This window comes from Pseudomonas sp. Z2-11 (genome assembly GCF_054161305.1).
This window is the reverse complement of record NZ_CP096395.1, coordinates 2873209-2890283: the sequence shown is the minus strand read 5'-3', so window position 1 is coordinate 2890283 and position 17075 is coordinate 2873209. Positions and strand designations below refer to the sequence as shown.

15 protein-coding genes and 1 pseudogene are annotated in these 17075 nt (G+C 62.7%); 11 read left to right on the top strand and 5 right to left on the bottom strand.

Annotated elements, in window-relative coordinates; all coding sequences use genetic code 11:
• Positions 1-33: 33 nt before the first annotated feature.
• Complete coding sequence (locus M1E16_RS12850; RefSeq protein WP_458130152.1) at positions 34-1245, bottom strand: cytochrome c biogenesis protein DipZ; 1212 nt, start codon at positions 1243-1245, stop codon at positions 34-36.
• A 163-nt stretch (positions 1246-1408) separates the two neighbouring features.
• Positions 1409-1672: a DUF2790 domain-containing protein gene (locus tag M1E16_RS12845; protein ID WP_458130151.1), complete on the bottom strand. Its 264-nt coding sequence runs from the start codon at positions 1670-1672 to the stop codon at positions 1409-1411.
• A 223-nt stretch (positions 1673-1895) separates the two neighbouring features.
• Between M1E16_RS12845 and M1E16_RS12840 the strand changes: the two genes are divergently transcribed.
• The 8 genes and pseudogenes from M1E16_RS12840 to M1E16_RS12805 all read left to right on the top strand — a co-directional run bounded on the left by M1E16_RS12840 (position 1896) and on the right by M1E16_RS12805 (position 11081).
• The gene (locus M1E16_RS12840) at positions 1896-2636 is read left to right on the top strand and encodes a response regulator (protein WP_123344949.1); all 741 of its coding nucleotides are present in this window, start codon (positions 1896-1898) and stop codon (positions 2634-2636) included.
• A complete protein-coding gene (locus tag M1E16_RS12835; protein ID WP_458130150.1) occupies positions 2633-3955 on the top strand; it encodes an ATP-binding protein in 1323 nt (440 codons plus the stop codon). The genes M1E16_RS12840 and M1E16_RS12835 overlap by 4 nt, the downstream gene beginning before the upstream one ends.
• A gap of 307 nt (positions 3956-4262) precedes the next feature.
• On the top strand, positions 4263-4901 hold the full coding sequence (locus M1E16_RS12830; protein WP_458130149.1) for a ferric reductase-like transmembrane domain-containing protein: 639 nt from the start codon (positions 4263-4265) through the stop codon (positions 4899-4901).
• A gap of 16 nt (positions 4902-4917) precedes the next feature.
• Positions 4918-5400 (top strand): annotated as a pseudogene (locus M1E16_RS12825) (HvfX family Cu-binding RiPP maturation protein); the annotation flags it as partial.
• A gap of 134 nt (positions 5401-5534) precedes the next feature.
• Positions 5535-7334, top strand: a complete 1800-nt coding sequence (locus M1E16_RS12820; RefSeq protein WP_458130148.1) for a thiamine pyrophosphate-requiring protein — start codon at positions 5535-5537, stop codon at positions 7332-7334.
• Positions 7335-7336: 2 nt separating this feature from the next.
• Positions 7337-8011, top strand: a complete 675-nt coding sequence (locus M1E16_RS12815) for a DUF2238 domain-containing protein (RefSeq protein ID WP_458130147.1) — start codon at positions 7337-7339, stop codon at positions 8009-8011.
• Positions 8012-8139: 128 nt separating this feature from the next.
• A complete protein-coding gene (locus M1E16_RS12810; RefSeq protein ID WP_458130146.1) occupies positions 8140-10713 on the top strand; it encodes a bifunctional diguanylate cyclase/phosphodiesterase in 2574 nt (857 codons plus the stop codon).
• 197 nt (positions 10714-10910) lie between these two features.
• Positions 10911-11081 carry a nucleoid-structuring protein H-NS gene (locus M1E16_RS12805; protein WP_434658366.1) on the top strand — a complete coding sequence of 57 codons (171 nt, stop codon included), beginning with the start codon at positions 10911-10913 and terminating at the stop codon, positions 11079-11081.
• Positions 11082-11438: 357 nt separating this feature from the next.
• Here the strand turns inward: M1E16_RS12805 and M1E16_RS12800 are convergent, their stop codons facing one another.
• Positions 11439-11879 (bottom strand): carboxymuconolactone decarboxylase family protein, encoded by a 441-nt coding sequence (locus M1E16_RS12800; protein ID WP_434697813.1) that lies wholly within the window; start codon positions 11877-11879, stop codon positions 11439-11441.
• Positions 11880-12042: 163 nt separating this feature from the next.
• Between M1E16_RS12800 and pdxR the strand changes: the two genes are divergently transcribed.
• The 3 genes from pdxR (at position 12043) to M1E16_RS12785 (ending at position 14578) form a co-directional block, all read left to right on the top strand.
• Positions 12043-13476, top strand: coding sequence for a MocR-like pyridoxine biosynthesis transcription factor PdxR (gene pdxR, locus M1E16_RS12795; RefSeq protein ID WP_458130145.1), 1434 nt, complete (start codon positions 12043-12045; stop codon positions 13474-13476).
• Between the two features lie 124 nt (positions 13477-13600).
• Positions 13601-13894, top strand: a complete 294-nt coding sequence (locus tag M1E16_RS12790; protein WP_305494768.1) for a putative quinol monooxygenase — start codon at positions 13601-13603, stop codon at positions 13892-13894.
• Positions 13895-14173: 279 nt separating this feature from the next.
• On the top strand, positions 14174-14578 hold the full coding sequence (locus M1E16_RS12785) for a cupin domain-containing protein (protein WP_458130144.1): 405 nt from the start codon (positions 14174-14176) through the stop codon (positions 14576-14578).
• A gap of 40 nt (positions 14579-14618) precedes the next feature.
• On the opposite strand, the gene M1E16_RS12780 is transcribed toward M1E16_RS12785, so the two are convergent.
• Together M1E16_RS12780 and M1E16_RS12775 are read right to left on the bottom strand one after the other, a co-directional pair.
• Positions 14619-15560 (bottom strand): p-hydroxyphenylacetate 3-hydroxylase reductase component, encoded by a 942-nt coding sequence (locus M1E16_RS12780; protein WP_458130143.1) that lies wholly within the window; start codon positions 15558-15560, stop codon positions 14619-14621.
• 71 nt (positions 15561-15631) lie between these two features.
• A complete protein-coding gene (locus tag M1E16_RS12775; protein ID WP_458130142.1) occupies positions 15632-16801 on the bottom strand; it encodes a p-hydroxyphenylacetate 3-hydroxylase oxygenase component in 1170 nt (389 codons plus the stop codon).
• Between the last annotated feature and the right edge of the window lie 274 nt (positions 16802-17075).

Genomic DNA, 17075 nt, shown 5'->3' with positions numbered 1-17075 from the left:
TCCCCTCACCACAGCAAGCTCCCTCGCCACGGGTCAGTTGCTGGCCTTCGCTTCTTGCAGCAGTTGTTGAATCACTTGCTCCTGCTCTGCATAACGCCCTTCGCCAAAGTGGCTGTAGCGCACCAGCCCCTTGGCATCGATGAAGTAATGGGCCGGCCAGTACTGGTTGTTGAAGGCGCGCCAGATCGAATATTGGTTGTCGATGGCCACCGGGTAATGGATGTCGAGCTTGCGCACCTGTTCGCGGACGTTCTCGATGATCTTCTCGTAGCCGTATTCCGGCGTATGCACGCCGATCACCACCAGCCCGTCCTTCTCGTATTTCTTCGCCCAACCATTCACGTACGGCAGCGTGTGCTGGCAGTTGATGCAGTCGTAGGTCCAGAAATCCACCAGCACCACTTTGCCCCGCAATGACTCGCTGTTCAGCGGTGGCGAGTTGAGCCATTGCACCGCGCCTGCCAGCGAAGGCATCGCGCCCTGAACATCCAGGGGCGGCAGGCTGCTGGCGTCAGCCTTGCTGACCACGTAATCGATGGCCTTGGGCACGTTCTCCAGCAGGCTTTTTTCCAGGCTGGCGGACTGTTCGGAGGACGTCGCCGCCAACAACCGGTCATCTGCCCCGCTGCCAATCGCCACGGCCGCCAGCAACACCAGCACGCCCGTCGCCCGACGCAGCCACGCGGTGATCGGCAGCGAGGGTTTCAGCCGACCGATCAGGCCACGCCCGGCCAGAATCAGCGTACCCAGCGACAAGGCGCTGCCCAGGCCGTAGGCAAGCAACAGCAGGCTGGTCTGCGCGCTGGCACCTTGCAGCATCGCCCCGGTCAGGATCACTCCGAGGATCGGCCCGGCGCACGGCGCCCAGAGCAGCCCCGTGGCGACGCCGATCAGCAGCGACGCCAGCGGCCCAGCCATCCGTCCGGCTCCGGCGTCGAGGCGATTGCCCAGGCTGACCAGCGGTCGCGCGAGCCAGGTGCCGACCCGGCTGAACATCAGCGACAAGGCAAACAGCACCATCACCACCAGGGCAACTTGCCGGCCGACGCTGCTGGCGCGGATGACCCACTCGCTGCTGACCACCGCCAGGCTCGACACCAGGCCGAAGGTCAGCACCATGCCGGCCAGAGTCAGCAGCACCGAGCCACGCGATTGATTGGCGCGGGCGAACAGGAACGGCACCACGGGCAGGATGCAAGGGCTGAGGATCGTCAGGACCCCGCCGAGAAAAGCGATCAGAAGCATGGCAACACCTCAAAATGAAAGTTGGCGGAAGAACCCGTGGCGAGGGAGCTTGCTCCCGCTGGGCGCGGAGCGCCCCCTCGTATCTGCCTGACACACCGAATGGTCAATGCGTTTTTGGGGCCGCTTCGCGGCCCAGCGGGAGCAAGCTCCCTCGCCACGAACGTCAGTTCTGGTTGGTGCAGTGATCAGAAAACTTGCGATAGTCCAGCGCCTGCTCGTGTCCCGCGGAATCCAGATAGGTCATGTGGGCATTGACCACGCCACAGGCCGGTTGCGGGTCTTCGGTCAGGGACAGCACTTTGCGCACGTCCAGGTGGCTGCTGTAGCTATAGGTGTGCGGCTGAACGTTGCTTTCGGCCCGGGCCGACAAGGTGCAGATGTTCAGCGCGGCAAACAGGCAGGCGGCGTAGATGGCTTTGGTGTACATGACGATGTCCTCGATTCAATGGTTTATCGCAGAGGCCCTTTGTATTGCCTCGATGGATGCCATTGAATGCCGCCCAGGTATCGCGCCTGTATCGGGCCAGGGGGCTTTTTGCATCGCTGTGTATCCGCCGCGCGCCAGATACACTGCAATACAAACCGTCGCGGGCCAGGCCGGCTGGTGCCTGTAGACTGGCCAACAACAAAACGCCAAGGGGCAGAACAGCATGGATCATGTCGATCATGTGTTGATCGTCGATGACGATCGCGAGATTCGAGAGCTGGTGGGCAACTACCTGAAAAAGAACGGCCTGCGCACCACCGTGGTCGCCGATGGCCGGCAGATGCGGGCGTTCCTGGAAACCACCCCGGTGGACCTGATCGTGCTGGATATCATGATGCCCGGCGATGATGGCCTGGTGTTGTGTCGGGAACTGCGCGCCGGCAAGCACAAGGCCACGCCGGTGCTGATGCTCACCGCCCGCAACGACGAAACCGACCGCATCATCGGCCTGGAAATGGGCGCCGACGACTATCTGGTCAAGCCTTTCGCCGCTCGCGAGCTGCTCGCCCGGATCAACGCCGTGCTGCGCCGCACCCGGATGTTGCCGCCCAATCTGGTGGTCACCGAGAGCGGACGCCTGCTGGCGTTCGGTCGCTGGCGGCTGGACACCACCGCCCGCCACCTGCTGGACAGCGACGGCACCATGGTCGCCCTGAGCGGCGCGGAGTACCGTCTGTTGCGGGTGTTCCTCGATCATCCGCAGCGCGTGCTCAACCGCGACCAGTTGCTGAACCTGACCCAAGGCCGTGACGCCGATCTGTTCGATCGCTCCATCGACCTGCTGGTCAGCCGCTTGCGCCAACGCCTGTTGGATGATGCGCGCGAACCGGCCTACATCAAGACCGTACGCAGCGAAGGCTACGTGTTCTCGCTGCCGGTGGAGATCCTCGAGGCGTCGGTATGAAGCTGTCGCTGCGCTGGCCTCGTACCCTCGCCTCGCGCTTGTCGTTGATCTTCCTGATCGGCCTGGTCCTGGCCCAAGGCCTGTCGTTCGGGGTCCAGTATTACGAACGCTACGAGAGCGCGAAGAACACCATGCTCGGCAACCTCGAGACCGACGTCTCGACGTCCGTCGCCATCCTCGATCGCCTGCCAGCCGCCGAGCGCGAGGCCTGGCTGCCGAAACTGGCCCGGCGCAACTACGGCTACGTGCTCGACGAAGGCGAACCGGGCATGCCGATGTTGCCCGACAACGCCCCGATATCGGTCAGTTCGATCCAGCAGGCCCTGGGCGAAGCCTATGCGCTGACCTATAACCAGATCCCAGGCCCGAAGATGCACTACCAGGCGCACCTGCGCCTGAAAGACGGCAACCCGCTGACCATCGATGTGCGTCCGGCAATGGCACCGCTTTCGCCCTGGCTGCCTGCGGTGCTGCTCGGGCAACTGGCGCTGTTGATCGGCTGCACGTGGCTGGCCGTGCGCATCGCCGTCAGCCCGCTGACCCGGCTCGCCCAGGCGGTGGAAACCCTCGACCCCAACGCCCACGGCGTGCGCCTGGACGAAAAAGGCCCGACCGAAGTGGTACACGCGGCAAAGGCGTTCAATGCCATGCAGGACCGCATTGCCGCCTACCTGAAGGAGCGCATGCAACTGCTGGCGGCGATTTCCCATGACTTGCAGACGCCCATCACCCGCATGAAACTGCGCGCCGAATTCATGGACGACGGCATCGAAAAGGACAAACTGTGCAGCGATCTGAGCGAGATGGAACACCTCGTGCGTGAGGGCGTGGCCTACGCTCGCAGCATCCATGGCGCCACCGAGGCCAGTTGCCGGATCAGCCTGGATGCGTTTCTCGACAGTTTGGTGTTCGACTACCAGGACACCGGCCAGGACGTGCAGTTGTCGGGCAAGAACGCCGCCGTGATCGACACCCGTCCCCATGCGTTGCGGCGGGTGTTGGTCAATCTGGTGGACAACGCGCTGAAATTCGGCGGCGCGGCGCAGATCCAGGTCCAGCCTGCCAACCAGGGGCAACTGGCGATCCAGGTGCTGGATCGCGGGCCCGGCATCAGCGAGGCAGAACTGGCCGAAGTGCTCAAGCCGTTCTACCGGGTGGAGAGCTCGCGCAATCGGGAAACCGGCGGCACGGGCCTGGGACTGGCCATTGCCCAACAACTGGCGAGTGCCATGGGCGGCTCGCTGACCTTGAGCAATCGCGATGGCGGTGGGTTGTGTGCCGAGTTGCGGTTGGCTTGCAATACCCCATCCGGAAGCTGATCAAGCCCCTTGTGGGTTGCCTTAAGTGAACAGTATTTCCCTGTGGGAGCGAGCCTGCTCGCGAAAGCGCTTTGACAGTCGACATCACTGTTGGCTGACCTGACGCCTTCGCGAGCAGGCTCGCTCCCACAGAGTTCGGCATTCGGCTTGATGTTGGGTTTGTATATCAGTGTGTCAGCGGGCAGATGACATACACAAACTTGCACACCAGCGTCATTCCCGACACACCCCGCTTACACCCGCTTGAAAGACTCCTTGTGTCCCCGGCCACCCTGACGGCCGGGCCATGAATCCAAGGAGCCTACCCATGCCTGCCACCACCGCAACGCCACCTGCTTTCCGTTTCCAGGGCTGGTCGCTGTTCAGCCTGATCGCCGCCCTGGTGCTGTTGATGACCGCGCTGATCCTGGCAGTCAACCCGGACCTCACCGAAGGCGTGCGCAGCGCCATTCGCGCCACCGCCCGGTCATCCTTTGCCCTGTTCCTGCTGGCCTTCACCGCTTCGGCATTCGCCGTACTGGTGCCCTCGCCCTGGAGCAAATCCCTGGTGCGCGAACGGCGCTTCATCGGGTTGGCCTTTGCCTTTTCGCACCTGGTTCACGCGGTGTTGATCTATTGGTACGGCCAGCTCAACACCGAGTTCTGGCCCGGCCGCACGACCGTCGGCAATCTGCCCGGCAGTGTGGGTTATGTGTTCATCCTGCTGCTGGCCCTGACCTCGTTCAAAAGCACCACGCGGCTGATCGGCGCCACCGCCTGGAAACGCCTGCACACCACCGGTATGTGGGTGTTGGCGGCGATCTTTGCCTACTCCAACTTCAAGCGCATTCCGATGAGCGCCTGGTACGTGCTGCCCTTCGGCCTGATCTGCGCCGCCACGGCGGTCCGCCTGGTGGGCAAGCTGGCCCAGGCCAACAAGCGCCACGCCCTGCAACGTGCAGCCTGAGTAAGGGAGATCAAACATGTACGCGTCTTTTTCGAAAGCCTTGAACGGCCTGCACCTCAACCTCGACCACGCCGGCTCATGGCTCGCACCGCTGGGGCTGCGCCTGTTTCTGGCCTGGGAGTTCTTCGAGTCGGGCCTGGAAAAATGGCATGGCCAGAACTGGTTCGCCGAAATCCAGGCGGCCTTCCCGTTCCCTTTCAACCATGTGCCGGCCAGTTGGAACTGGGAACTGTCGATGTGGGCGGAGCTGATCTGCGCCATCGCCCTGCTGGTGGGCCTGGGCACACGTGTTTCGGCGCTGGTGCTGATGATCGTCACGGTGGTCGCGACGGCGGCCGTGCACTGGCCGGCGGATTGGTCGAGCCTGAGCGAACTGGCCCAGGGATACGCCATCACCAACAAAGGCTTTGGCAACTTCAAGCTGCCATTGATTTACCTGGTGGCGCTGCTGCCGTTGCTGTTGCAGGGCGCCGGGAAAATGAGTGTGGATGCCTTGCTGAAGACGCTGCAATCGGTAAAAAATCGAAACCTTGAGCGGCTTGCGTCGGTCCAGTCCTGTATGAGCCACGGCGCTGCGTACCGCTGCCTAGGGTCGCAGCCCGACACGACAGCCCATCAGGACGAGGAACAGACATGAGCATGACCGTCGGCGATTTTCTGGTTGAGCGCCTTTACGAGTGGGGGGTTCGCCGTATCTACGGCTACCCGGGCGATGGCATCAACGGCGTGTTTGGCGCCTTGAACCGGGCCAAGGGCAAGATCCAGTTCATTCAGGCGCGTCACGAGGAAATGGCCGCATTCATGGCCTGCGCCCATGCCAAGTTCACCGGCGAGCTGGGGGTCTGTATCGCCACTTCGGGGCCAGGGGCGTCGCACCTGATCACCGGCCTGTATGACGCGCGAATGGACCACATGCCGGTCCTGGCCATCTGCGGCCAACAAGCGCGAAATGCGCTTGGCGGCCATTACCAGCAGGAACTCGACCTGGTCAGCCTGTTCAAGGATGTAGCCGGCGCGTTCGTCCAGCAGGCCAGCGCACCGGCGCAGGTGCGCCATCTGCTCGACCGCGCCGTGCGCACGGCGGTGGGCGAGCGCCGGGTCACCGCGCTGATCCTGCCCAACGACTTGCAAGACCTGGATTACACGGCGCCGCCCCACAAGCACGGCACTCTGCATTCTGGCGTCGGTTATCGCAAACCCAAGGTCGTGCCTTACGAGGAAGACCTGCAGCGGGCCGCCGACGTCCTCAACGCTGGCAAAAAGGTCGCCATCCTGGTGGGCGCCGGGGCGCTGCATGCCACGGATGAAGTGATTGCCATCGCTGACAAGCTCGGTGCCGGCGTCGCCAAGGCCTTGCTCGGCAAAGCCGCGGTGCCCGACGAGTTGCCGTGGGTCACCGGCGCCATCGGCCTGTTGGGCACCGAACCCAGTGACAACCTCATGGCCGGTTGCGACACGCTGCTGATGATCGGGTCCGGCTTCCCCTATGCCGAGTTTCTGCCCCGAGAGGGCCATGCGCGTGGCGTGCAGATCGACCTGCAGCCCGACATGCTCAGTCTGCGCTACCCCATGGAAGTCAACCTGCAGGGTGACAGCGCCGACACCCTGCGAGCCTTGTTGCCGCTGATCGAAGAAAAGACCGACCGCGCCTGGCGCAAAAAAATCGAACACTGGCGTGCGGACTGGGACAAGACCCTGGAAAAACGCGCGCTGGTCGCGGCCAAGCCGATCAATCCGCAACGGGTCACGTTCGAACTGTCGCCACGGTTGCCGGACCGCGCCATCATCACCTGTGATTCCGGCTCCTGCGCCAACTGGTATGCCCGGGACCTGCAGATCCGTCGGGGCATGCTGTGTTCGCTGTCCGGTGGCCTCGCCTCCATGGGCGCCGCCGTGCCCTACGCCATTGCGGCCAAGTTCTGCCATCCGGATCGGCCGGTCATCGCCCTGGTGGGCGACGGTGCCATGCAGATGAACAACATGGCCGAGCTGATTACCGTCGCCAAGTATTGGCGCAGCTGGACGGACAGCACCTGGATCTGCGCGGTGTTCAATAATCAGGATTTGAACCAGGTGACCTGGGAACAGCGGGTCATGGAGGGCGATCCGAAATTCGAGGCCTCGCAGGACATTCCCGACGTGCCCTACCACCTGTTCGCCGAATCCATTGGCCTCAAGGGCATCCTCGTCGATCAGGAAAGCGACGTGGCCAGCGCCTGGGAACAGGCACTTGCCGCCGAACGCCCGGTGCTGATCGAGTTCCGCACCGATCCCGACGTGCCGCCGCTGCCGCCACATATCAAGCTGGAACAGGCGAAAAAATTTGCCTCGACCCTGCTCCAGGGCGACCCGAACGAACGGGGCATCGTGGTCGAGACCGCCAAACAGGTGCTGGGCGCACTGCTGCCCGGCCAGCGCAAGGATAAAGAGTAAGCATGCCGATCCGAGCAAGCCGTTACGAGCTGATCCTGCTGGGAAGTTTTATCACCCTATGGACGGGGCTGGCCATCGCGCCGGTCAAGCGCAGCGACTGGCTGGCGGAAAATCTGCTGGTGTTTGCGCTGCTGATCGTCCTGGTGGCGGTCCATCGGCGGTTCAGCTTCTCGCGTCTGTCGGCGACGCTGGTGTTCGTATTCCTCTGCATCCATGAGGTCGGCGCCCACTACACCTACGCAAAAGTCCCCTACAACCAGTGGTGGCAAGCCCTGACCGGTGGCCAGCCGCTGGACCAGCTCCTGGGTTTCCAGCGCAACCAGTTCGATCGCCTGGTGCATTTCAGCTATGGCCTGCTGCTGGCCTATCCGGTATGCGAGGCGCTGCTGCGGGTGATTCCGGCCCGGGGTTTCGCGGGTTATTTTCTGGCGTGGAACCTGATCCTGTCGTCATCGGCCATCTATGAGCTGATCGAATGGATCGGCGGCGCCTATATGGGCGGCGACACCGCCAAGGCCTTCGTCGGCGCGCAACAGGACCCGTGGGACTCGCAAAAGGACATGGCGCTGGCGGGCTTGGCCGCGTGCTTGACGCTGGTGGCCGCCGCCGCGGTCAATTATTTCCAGCAACGGGACTTTGCCCTGGAATGGGCACTGCGCAAGAAAGCCAGCACGTGAAAGGGACCGGTCCTCGGAAAAATGGTGCAACTGGTCAGCATTTTTTCACTTTTATTAAGTTAATCAGGCAGTCAGCCGATACAAAGCCAGTGCGGGGTATTCTCGCGTTCAGCTGATGGCTTGTTTTTATGATTGAAGATGCTGGCAATGGCTCCTCCGTGATTTCCGGCGAGCGGCCAACCCGAAGTTTCACCCGCCGCACTTTCCCGGCCATCATGCTGTTGCTGTTCATCATGTCCGCTTTGGCCATCGCGGTGCTGCTCAACGTTACCCAGACCCAGGACGAGCAGGCCCGAGAACAAAGCGTGTTTTTTGCCCAGCGGGCCATCGAAGGCATGCGCACGGGCATCGGTCGTGATCTGAGCGACTACTCCAAATGGAGCGACGCTTATCGCCATCTGCACGTAAAGGTCGACAAAGACTGGGCCTACGACCAGGAAAATGTCGGCAGCAGCGTGTTTTCACTCTATGGCTACCAGGCCGTGTTCGTCATTTCCCCAGCCGGCAAGACGGTTTATTCGGTCATCGATGGCGAGATGAGCCAGGTGGCGGCCGACACGTGGTTGACAGGTGACCTGCGCGCACTCGCCAGCAAGGCCAGGGCGGCGGAAAACCGCGATGAAGTGATCGTCGAGCTGTTGCATCACGAGGACGCGCCCGCCTTCGTCGCCGTCTCGGCGATTACCACCGGCACCGACAACAGCGTGGCCGAAATTCCGGGGCCGCCCAGCCTGCTGTTATTTGTCAAAGTCCTTGATCGTGGCGCGCTGCAAAGCCTGTCGCGGGACTTCGCCCTGCCCGACGCGCATATTGCCCGCACGCCAGGACCCAAGGACACCGCCCAGGTCTTGCTCAACGACCTGACCCGCGAAGCTTTGGCCTGGCGCCCGGCGACCCCCGGCAAGGACCTGCGCAAAGTGCTGCTGCCCTTGCTCGCGCTCGCATTGCTGTTTCTTGCCGTCATGGCCCTGGCGGTGTTGCGTCATGCGCTGATCATGCTCCGCGCCCAGGAGCAGCAATACGCCAGCCTTCTCGCCCACCGCAAGGCGTTGGAGCGCAGCGAGGAGCGCTTCCGGGACATCGCCGAGGTCTCGTCCGACTGGCTGTGGGAGGTCGACTCGAACGGAACATTGACCTATCTGTCGGAACGCTTCGAACAGGTCACGGGCTTCAACCCCAGCGAGTGGCTGGGCAAGCCGTTGCACCGACTGTTGCATCCACACAGCGGATCGATCTCGATTTCCCATTGGCTGCTCGCCGGTGCCAACAGCGCCTCCTCTGCGCCGCTCCTTTGCGAATACACCGCGCGCAACCAGCGTATACGCACCTGCAAACTCTCGGTACGGGCCATTGAAGCCGGCGCCCTGGGCTTTCGTGGCACCGCCACCGACATTACCGAAGAGTTGCGAGCGCTGGCGCAGATCAAGCACCTGTCGCTGCACGATCCGCTGACCGGGCTGGCCAACCGCAACCGCCTGTTCGATTGCCTCAGCCAACACCTCGACCAGGCGCGAGATACGCCACTGGCGATACTGAACCTGGACATGGACCGGTTCAAACCGGTCAACGACTCCCTGGGCCATGCCGTCGGCGACAAGGTACTGAAGGAAGTTGCCCATATCCTGCAACAGAACGTGCGCGGCAGCGACCTGGTGGCGCGCCTGGGTGGCGATGAATTCGTCATCATCCTGCCGAGCCCGGGCGGCGCTGGTGATCTCGACCAATTGTGCTCGCGCCTGATCGAATGCATGCAACGGCCCATGCACCTGGACGGCAATACGCTGTACCTGGGCGTGAGTATCGGGGTTGCTTGGTCGCAGCCCGGTGAGCAGCGTGCCGAGGAGCTGTTGCGCCAGGCCGACATCGCCCTGTACGCGGCCAAGGCCGCGGGACGCAATACCTGGCGCGTATACGAAGAGGCCATGGGCAATGTGGCCCGCGACCGTCGACGCTATGAGCAGCAGTTGCGCGATGCGATGCAGCAGGGCCAGCTCGAATTGCGTTACCTGCCCCGTTTCGATGTGGGCGCCGAGCAGCTGTATGGTTTTGAAGCCCAGGCCTTCTGGCACCATCCTGAGCGCGGTGAGCTGGGCGGGATCGACTTCATCCCGGTCGCCGAAGCATCCGGCCAACTGGAGGACCTGGGCAGCTGGATGCTGATCAACGCCTGTGACGAGGCGATGAGCTGGCCCACCCCGCTCAACGTGTCCATCGCCGTTTCGCCTCGCTGGTTCAGCAGCAGTTTCCTGTTCAACCAGGTGCACAAGGCTCTGGAAACAAGCGGCCTGCCCGCCCAACGGCTGACCCTGGAAGTGGCCGAAGGCGTCCTGCTGACTGACCATAAGACGCTCGCCAGAACCCTTCATGCTTTAAAGGCGCTGGGCGTGCGGATCAATATCGACAAGTTCGGCACCAACATAGCGTCCCTTCGGGAAGTGCTCGACCAGCCATTCGACGGCATCCGCTTCGATCGTAATATCCTGGCGCAACTGGGCCTGGAACATGACCAGGAAGGCGTGCTGGCGATGATTCGGTTGAGTCGCAGCGTCGGGTTGATGGTGACGGCCGAAGGTATCGAGAACGCCGTGCAGTTCAGCCAATTGCGCAGCGTGGCTTGCGATCATGTGCAAGGCCCGTATTTCGGCGCAGCCCTGGCCCGCTCGGAAATGGCCTCATTCTTTACCACGCCTCGCTGGCTGTAGCATCTGCAATGCCCCTGTGGGAGCGAGCCTGATAACCGGCCGGGATTTTTTTGGTCGGGTACATATCCGTTGCTGCGGTAATGGCGGCTTATGGTTCCGCTTTTACAGCGGCTCACTTTTATGAGGCCCGGAAGCCGGCCCAGTCAAAAGTAAGCAAAACGCCTTTGCCCCACCACTCGGCACCTCGCTTAGGCTCGGTGTGCCCTCACTCCGGCATTGCTCCGTGGGCCCGCCGCGAAGGGCCGTCCCTGGCCCAGCGCGGCTATCCCGGCATCCATGCCGGGATGCCCACTGCGCAACGCCTGCGTTCGGCCAGCGTGGTTAACGGGGCGCCCGAGATCAACGTCCACCGCGAGGCGGCCTGGTAGCCGACCTGGTTCTTCGGTTGTATTCCAATCCCATTGTGGGAGCGAGCCTGCTCGCGAAGGCGTCGGCACACTCACCACTTATGCAAGCTGGCCCACCGCTTTCGCGAGCAGGCTCACTCCCACCTTGATCTCCAGTGTTCATTGCATCTCCATACACAACAAAACCCCTGTGGGAGCGAGCTTGCTCGCGAAGACGGCGGCACATTCACGACTGATGCAAACTGACCCACCGCTTTCGCGAGCAGGCTCGCTCCCACCTTGGTCTCCAGTGTTTATTGCATCTACATACTCAACAAAGCCCCTGTGGGAGCGAGCCTGCTCGCGAAGGCGTCTGACGGCCGCCGCATGAATAGCCGTTTAACCTCCGGGGCTCTGGCGAAAGCTCACCGCGAGGCGGTTCCAGCTGTTGATGGTGCTGATCGCGAGGGTCAGGTCGACCAGTTCTTCTTCGCTGAAACTGGCGCGGGCCAGGGCGTAGACGTCGTCTGGCACTTGGCTTTCGGCCAGCAGCGTGACGGCTTCGGTCCAGGCCAGGGCGGCTCGTTCGCGCGGGTTGAAAAACCCGCTGTCGCGCCACACCGCCACCGCGTAGAGGCGCCGCTCGGTCTCGCCCTGGCGACGGGCATCCACCGAGTGCATGTCGGTACAGAACGCGCAGCCGTTGAGCTGCGAGGCGCGGATCCTGATCAGATGCAATAACCCCGGTTCTATACTCAGCCGGCTGGTCAGCGCCTCCAGGCCAATCATGGCCCTCATCGCCGCGGGGGACGCACTGTAGTAATCCAGACGCGGGCTCATGGCGGGCTCCGTAGTGATCGATGAATCCACGGTAGGTCGTCGAGGCCGCGCGTGACAGGTCCAATCCGCCGAAAAACGCCCACGCAACTTCTCCGCGCCAGCGCATTGCGAGTAATCTCGCGTTTTCCCCTTGCCGCAAACGATCACCCAGGAGCCCGCGGGTATGGAACTTCATGTCGTCATCAACGGCCGCAAGGACCTGACAGGCCAGTTGTACCGACAACTTCGCAGCGCCATCGAAAGTGGTCGCCTGGCGGCCGGCACGCAGCTGCCGCCCAGCCGTCTGCTGGCCGAGCAACTGGGCATCTCGCGCAAGACGGTCTCCGACACCTACGCCCAGCTGACCTACGAAAACTTCCTCACCGGGGTCATTGGCAAGGGCACCTATGTCAATGCCCGACCGGCCAACATCTTGCGCAAGCAAAGCCACCGCGAGCTCGCCGGGGCGGACGTCGTCGAGACCTGGCGCAACATGCCGGACCTGCTGCGTCACCCGCTTGCCGAAAGTGCGTTGCGCTATGACTTCATCGGCGGCGCTACCGGCAAGGGCCAGTTTCCCCTGGATGACTGGCGCCGGTGTACGGCCCATGCCCTACGTCAGATCGCCAATGCCAAGGGTTTCTACAGCCAGCCCGAAGGGTTGGCGGCGCTGCGCAATGCCATCGCCCGGCATATCGCGTTCTCTCGTGGGGTCAACTGCCAGGACGAGGACGTGGTGGTGTGCAACGGCGCGCAGCAGGCACTGGACTTGATTTCACGGGTGCTGACCCGCCCCGGCAGCCTGGTGGCCATGGAAGATCCCGGGTATCCGCCGGCACGCCTGCTGTTCTGCTCCCATGGCGCCACGGTGGCCGGGGTGCCGGTGGATGAGCAAGGCATGCGCGTGGACTTGATTCCCGACGGCACACGGCTGATCTACGTGACACCCTCCCACCAGTTCCCCTTGGGCATGCCCATGAGCCAGCCCCGGCGCGAGGCCTTGCTATCGCGGGCCTATGAACTGGGGGCGATCATCATCGAAGACGACTACGACAGTGAATTCCGCTATGAAGGCCGGCCCACCGACTCGCTGCAAAGCATGGATGAGCGCGGGATCGTCGCCTACGTCGGGACGTTTTCCAAGACCTTGTTGCCGGAGCTGCGGCTCGGTTATGCAATCCTGCCACCGGCTATCCTCGAAGCGGTGATCCTCGCCAAGCGCCTCACCGACCAGCACACCTCCACCCTGCCCCAATGGGCGCTGGCCAAATTCATCGCCGAGGGTTGCCTGCTCAAGCACATCCGCCGTTGCCACGCCCTGTACGCAGGCCGGCGCGAGCGAATCCTGGCCCGCATGGGCGCCGATCTGGCGCCTTGGTTCGAGGCCGTGCCGACCACCGCGGGTTTCCATATGGCGGTGTTGTGCAAGGTTCCAATCGACCTGCCGCTGGTGATCGAGCTGGCGAAAAAAGCCGAGGTCGGGCTCTACAGCCTCGACGGTTTTTTTCATGCCGCACCGGTACGCTCCGGCCTGATGCTGGGCTTTGGCGCCATCGAACTGCTCGACATCGACGTCGCCCTCGACCGTTTGCGCGACATTCTCCAGCAGGTCGCCTGATCGATTGGACTGGGGATTTATCCGCCCATTGGCTGTTTTAGCCGGGTGCCGGCAGGCCTATTCTGCTTGGGTGTCATCACGTATCGGAAGCACTCCCGTTCGACTTGATTCAGGAGCCAGGACAATGTCTCGCCAAGTGATCAACACCGTACAGGTGCAAGCCGCCGCCGGACGCTCGGAAGAACTCGGTCGGCAGTTGCAGCAAATCGTCGAAACCCTGCGCGCCTTGCCGGGCTGCGATGCTTACATGGTCGATCGTTGCCCGGAGCACAACGACCGCTGGAACGTCAGCGCCCGCTGGCAATCGGAGGCGGCCATGCAGGCCCATTTCAATTGTCCCGAAGTCCAGGGGTTCATCAGCCTGATCGAAAGCCGCCTGGCTCGCAGCGTCGACTTCAACAGTTTTCCGCTGGTGTGAGTCCCCTCTCCCTATGGCACTGAAAGCTTTCGTGGCGAGGGAGCTTGCTCCCGCTGGGTCGCGCAGCCGCCCCCAGCTTTTCGCATTGTGCCAAAAACCTGGGCCTGCTTCGCAGTCCAGCGGGAGCAAGCTCCCTCGCCACAGGGGGCCCTCCGCGTGAGGCACTCATTGGTCTACTTGTCTTCCGAAAGATTGGACGTTTTTCCACAACGCCTCGGGGCTTAGGGTGGAGCCATCGCCACAGCGCGAACCCACTCCCACCACAAAGGACCCGCCTCGATGAAAACCCTCTACTTGATCGCTGCCCTTGGCCTGCTTCCCGTCGCTCCGCTCTACGCTCATGAAACCGCGCCTTCGGAAAAAATCCAGGTGCTGCAAGAGAAACAACTGAAAAACCTGCCCGACAAAAAAACCATGATGCTGACCGTCGACTATGCGCCGGGCCAGTCTTCCATCGCCCACAAGCATGACGGCACGGCCATGGCCTATGTGCTTGAGGGCGCCATTACCTCCCAGGTCAAGGGCGAACCGGCGATCACCTACAAGACCGGTGAGTTCTGGTACGAAGCCGCCGGCTCCGAGCACCTGGTGTCGAAGAACGCCAGCGCCACCCAACCGGCAAAGCTGTTGGTGTTCATGGTGCTGGGCAAGGACGAAGCGGTGCTGATCCCGTTGAAAGACTGACCGCCGCCGCGACTGTGCCGGGCTTTTGGCCCGGTGCAGCTCAGGCGCCCTGGATGATGCCCTTGAGCACCGTCTTGAAACTCTCGAGTTGCTCATCGCTGAACTGGCCGAACACCTTGTCCTGCTGCTCCTTGGCAATCGCCCAGAGACCTTCGGTTTCATCGATGCCCTTGGCGGTAAGGCGCACCCGATCGCCATCATCGGTGACCAGCCCCTTGCGTCGCAGATTGGCCACCGCCTCTTCGATCTCACGCACCGGCATCGCGACTTCGCGCTGCAGATCGGCCATGTTCAGGCCGGCGTCGTTCTCCAGCACCATCAACATCCGCGCCTCGCTGGTGCGCAGTCCGGTGGACAACTGGCGCGGCTGGTAACTGGCCTGGTAGGCCCGTAGAGCCTGGGTCATCAGGTAATACAGGTTATGGCTCAAGCGACCCTGGAAATGACTGCTCGGCGGCTGGCCTTCGCCGCGCTGGGTCATGCGCGTATGCGGCAGGACCATCGAATAGGCGCCCTGATGATAGAGCAACGGCGAGCGCCCGAAATCATCGAACGCGACGACTTTGCCGATCATGATCCAATGATCACCGCCATCGACCTGCTGGAACTTCTCGCAATGGAAACGCGCCGAGCAATCGACGAACACCGGCGCGCCCCCTTCGCCGGCCTCGAACTGGATTTCGGCGAAGCGGTCATCCTTGGGCCGGGCGAAGTTGTTCGACAGGTCGATCTGGTCGGCGGCCAGCACGTTGACGGCGAAATGGCTCGCGGCTTCGAATACACCGTGGCTGCTGGAACGCTTGTCGATGCTCCAGAGAATCAGCGGCGGGTCGAGGGATACCGAATTGAAGCTGTTGGCTGTCACGCCGACTTTGCGCCCATCCTCGGTCGCGGCGGTGACCACGGTCACGCCGGTGGCAAAGTTGCCCAGGGCCCGGCGGAACGCGCGGGTGTCGAAAGCAGTTTCACAGATATCGGACATGCAAGACTCCCGGCCGCCTCAGTCGACGGCCTCGATTGTTGTTATTGGAACCGGGTTTGCCGGGCAGACGATCAGACCATGCTGGGATCGGGCTCCAGGCCCATCAATTCCCGGCCCAGGATCTGCGCACAGACGTCATAGTCGGTGTAGGCATGGGCGCCGGTCAGGTGCGCATCGCGGAACAGCCGTTGCAGTTCATTGGTTTCGAACCACGCGCCGCCGCCAGCGGCTTCCATCAGGCGATCCACCGCCTGGATGCACATCCTGGTCGCATAACCCTGGTTGGTCCGCCAGAACGCCAGGGTCTCGCGGCTCGGGTATTGATGCCGCTCGCTGTGCTCGGCGTGGTCTTCCCAGGTTTTTTCGAGGAAAGCCCGAGCCGCGGCCACCTGGTGGGTGGACTCGGCCAGGCGCATCAGCGCTGGCGTGGCGGCGCCGACCGCGGCACCGGTGTAGGCCCGCACGCGGGTCCGGGTTTTCTCGCGAAAGACCTCCAGCATGCGTTCGGCGACGCCGAGGCTGACGGTAGAGAAGCCGCTGGCGAAATACGGACGATACGGCGCATAGAAAATCTTGCTGTCGGGGTACAGGCCAAAGCCGCCGGACCTGCCTTCCATCATGTCCTTGGCTTTCTGGATCCGGTGTTCCGGCACAAAGGCGTTATTGATGATAAGGGTCTTGCTGCCGCTGCCGCGCATGCCGACCGCGTACCAGTCATCGCGGATCTCATAATCGCGACGAGGCAACACCGCAAAGCAATAGTCCTGGGTGCCTTCGGCATTCTTTCGACGGAAACCGACAATGGCCCATTCGGCGTGGTCGCAACCGCTACTCCAGCCCATTTCGCCGCTGAACGTCACGCCGCCCTCGACTTCCTCGGTGCGGCCGAAAGGCGCGATGCTGCTGCTGGCGGTGGCGTCGGGGTCGTCACCCCAGACCTCCTCCTGGGTCTGGGCCGGAAACAATGCCAACTGATGACTGTGGGTGCACAACAGGCTCATGGCCCAGGCGGTGCTTGCGCAAGCGCCGGCCAGCAGGGCGATGCAATCGGCGAATTGCGGCAAGGAAATCTCCATGCCACCGTATTTTTTCGGCTGGAAGGCCCGGTGCATGCCTATGCTCTTGAGCAGGGCAATATTCTCGGCGGGAACGGTACGGTCCTTCTCGGCCTGGAAGGCGTTGGCGGCGATGGCCGGCAGGATTGGCTTGAGGTCTTCGAGCAGCGGGTTTGGCTTTTTCATGGACGGGCTCTTTTATTATCTGGCGTCTGCCGATCCCGCCCTTGCCCGCCGGCCAGGCGGCTGCACAAACAGCGGGATCAATGATTAAGGCCGGTCCAGTATGGGTTCACCGGAGCCGCTGAAAAATGCACCTTCCAGATCCAAGATTGTACTTTTCATGGTGCGCGATACCGCGATGGCGCGCTCGGTCAAATAACCGGCACGGATGATCAAGACAGCCGCCCCTGCCAGGCCCCTTAATAGAGCCATCCCTCGCAGCGCCTGGCTCAGGCCC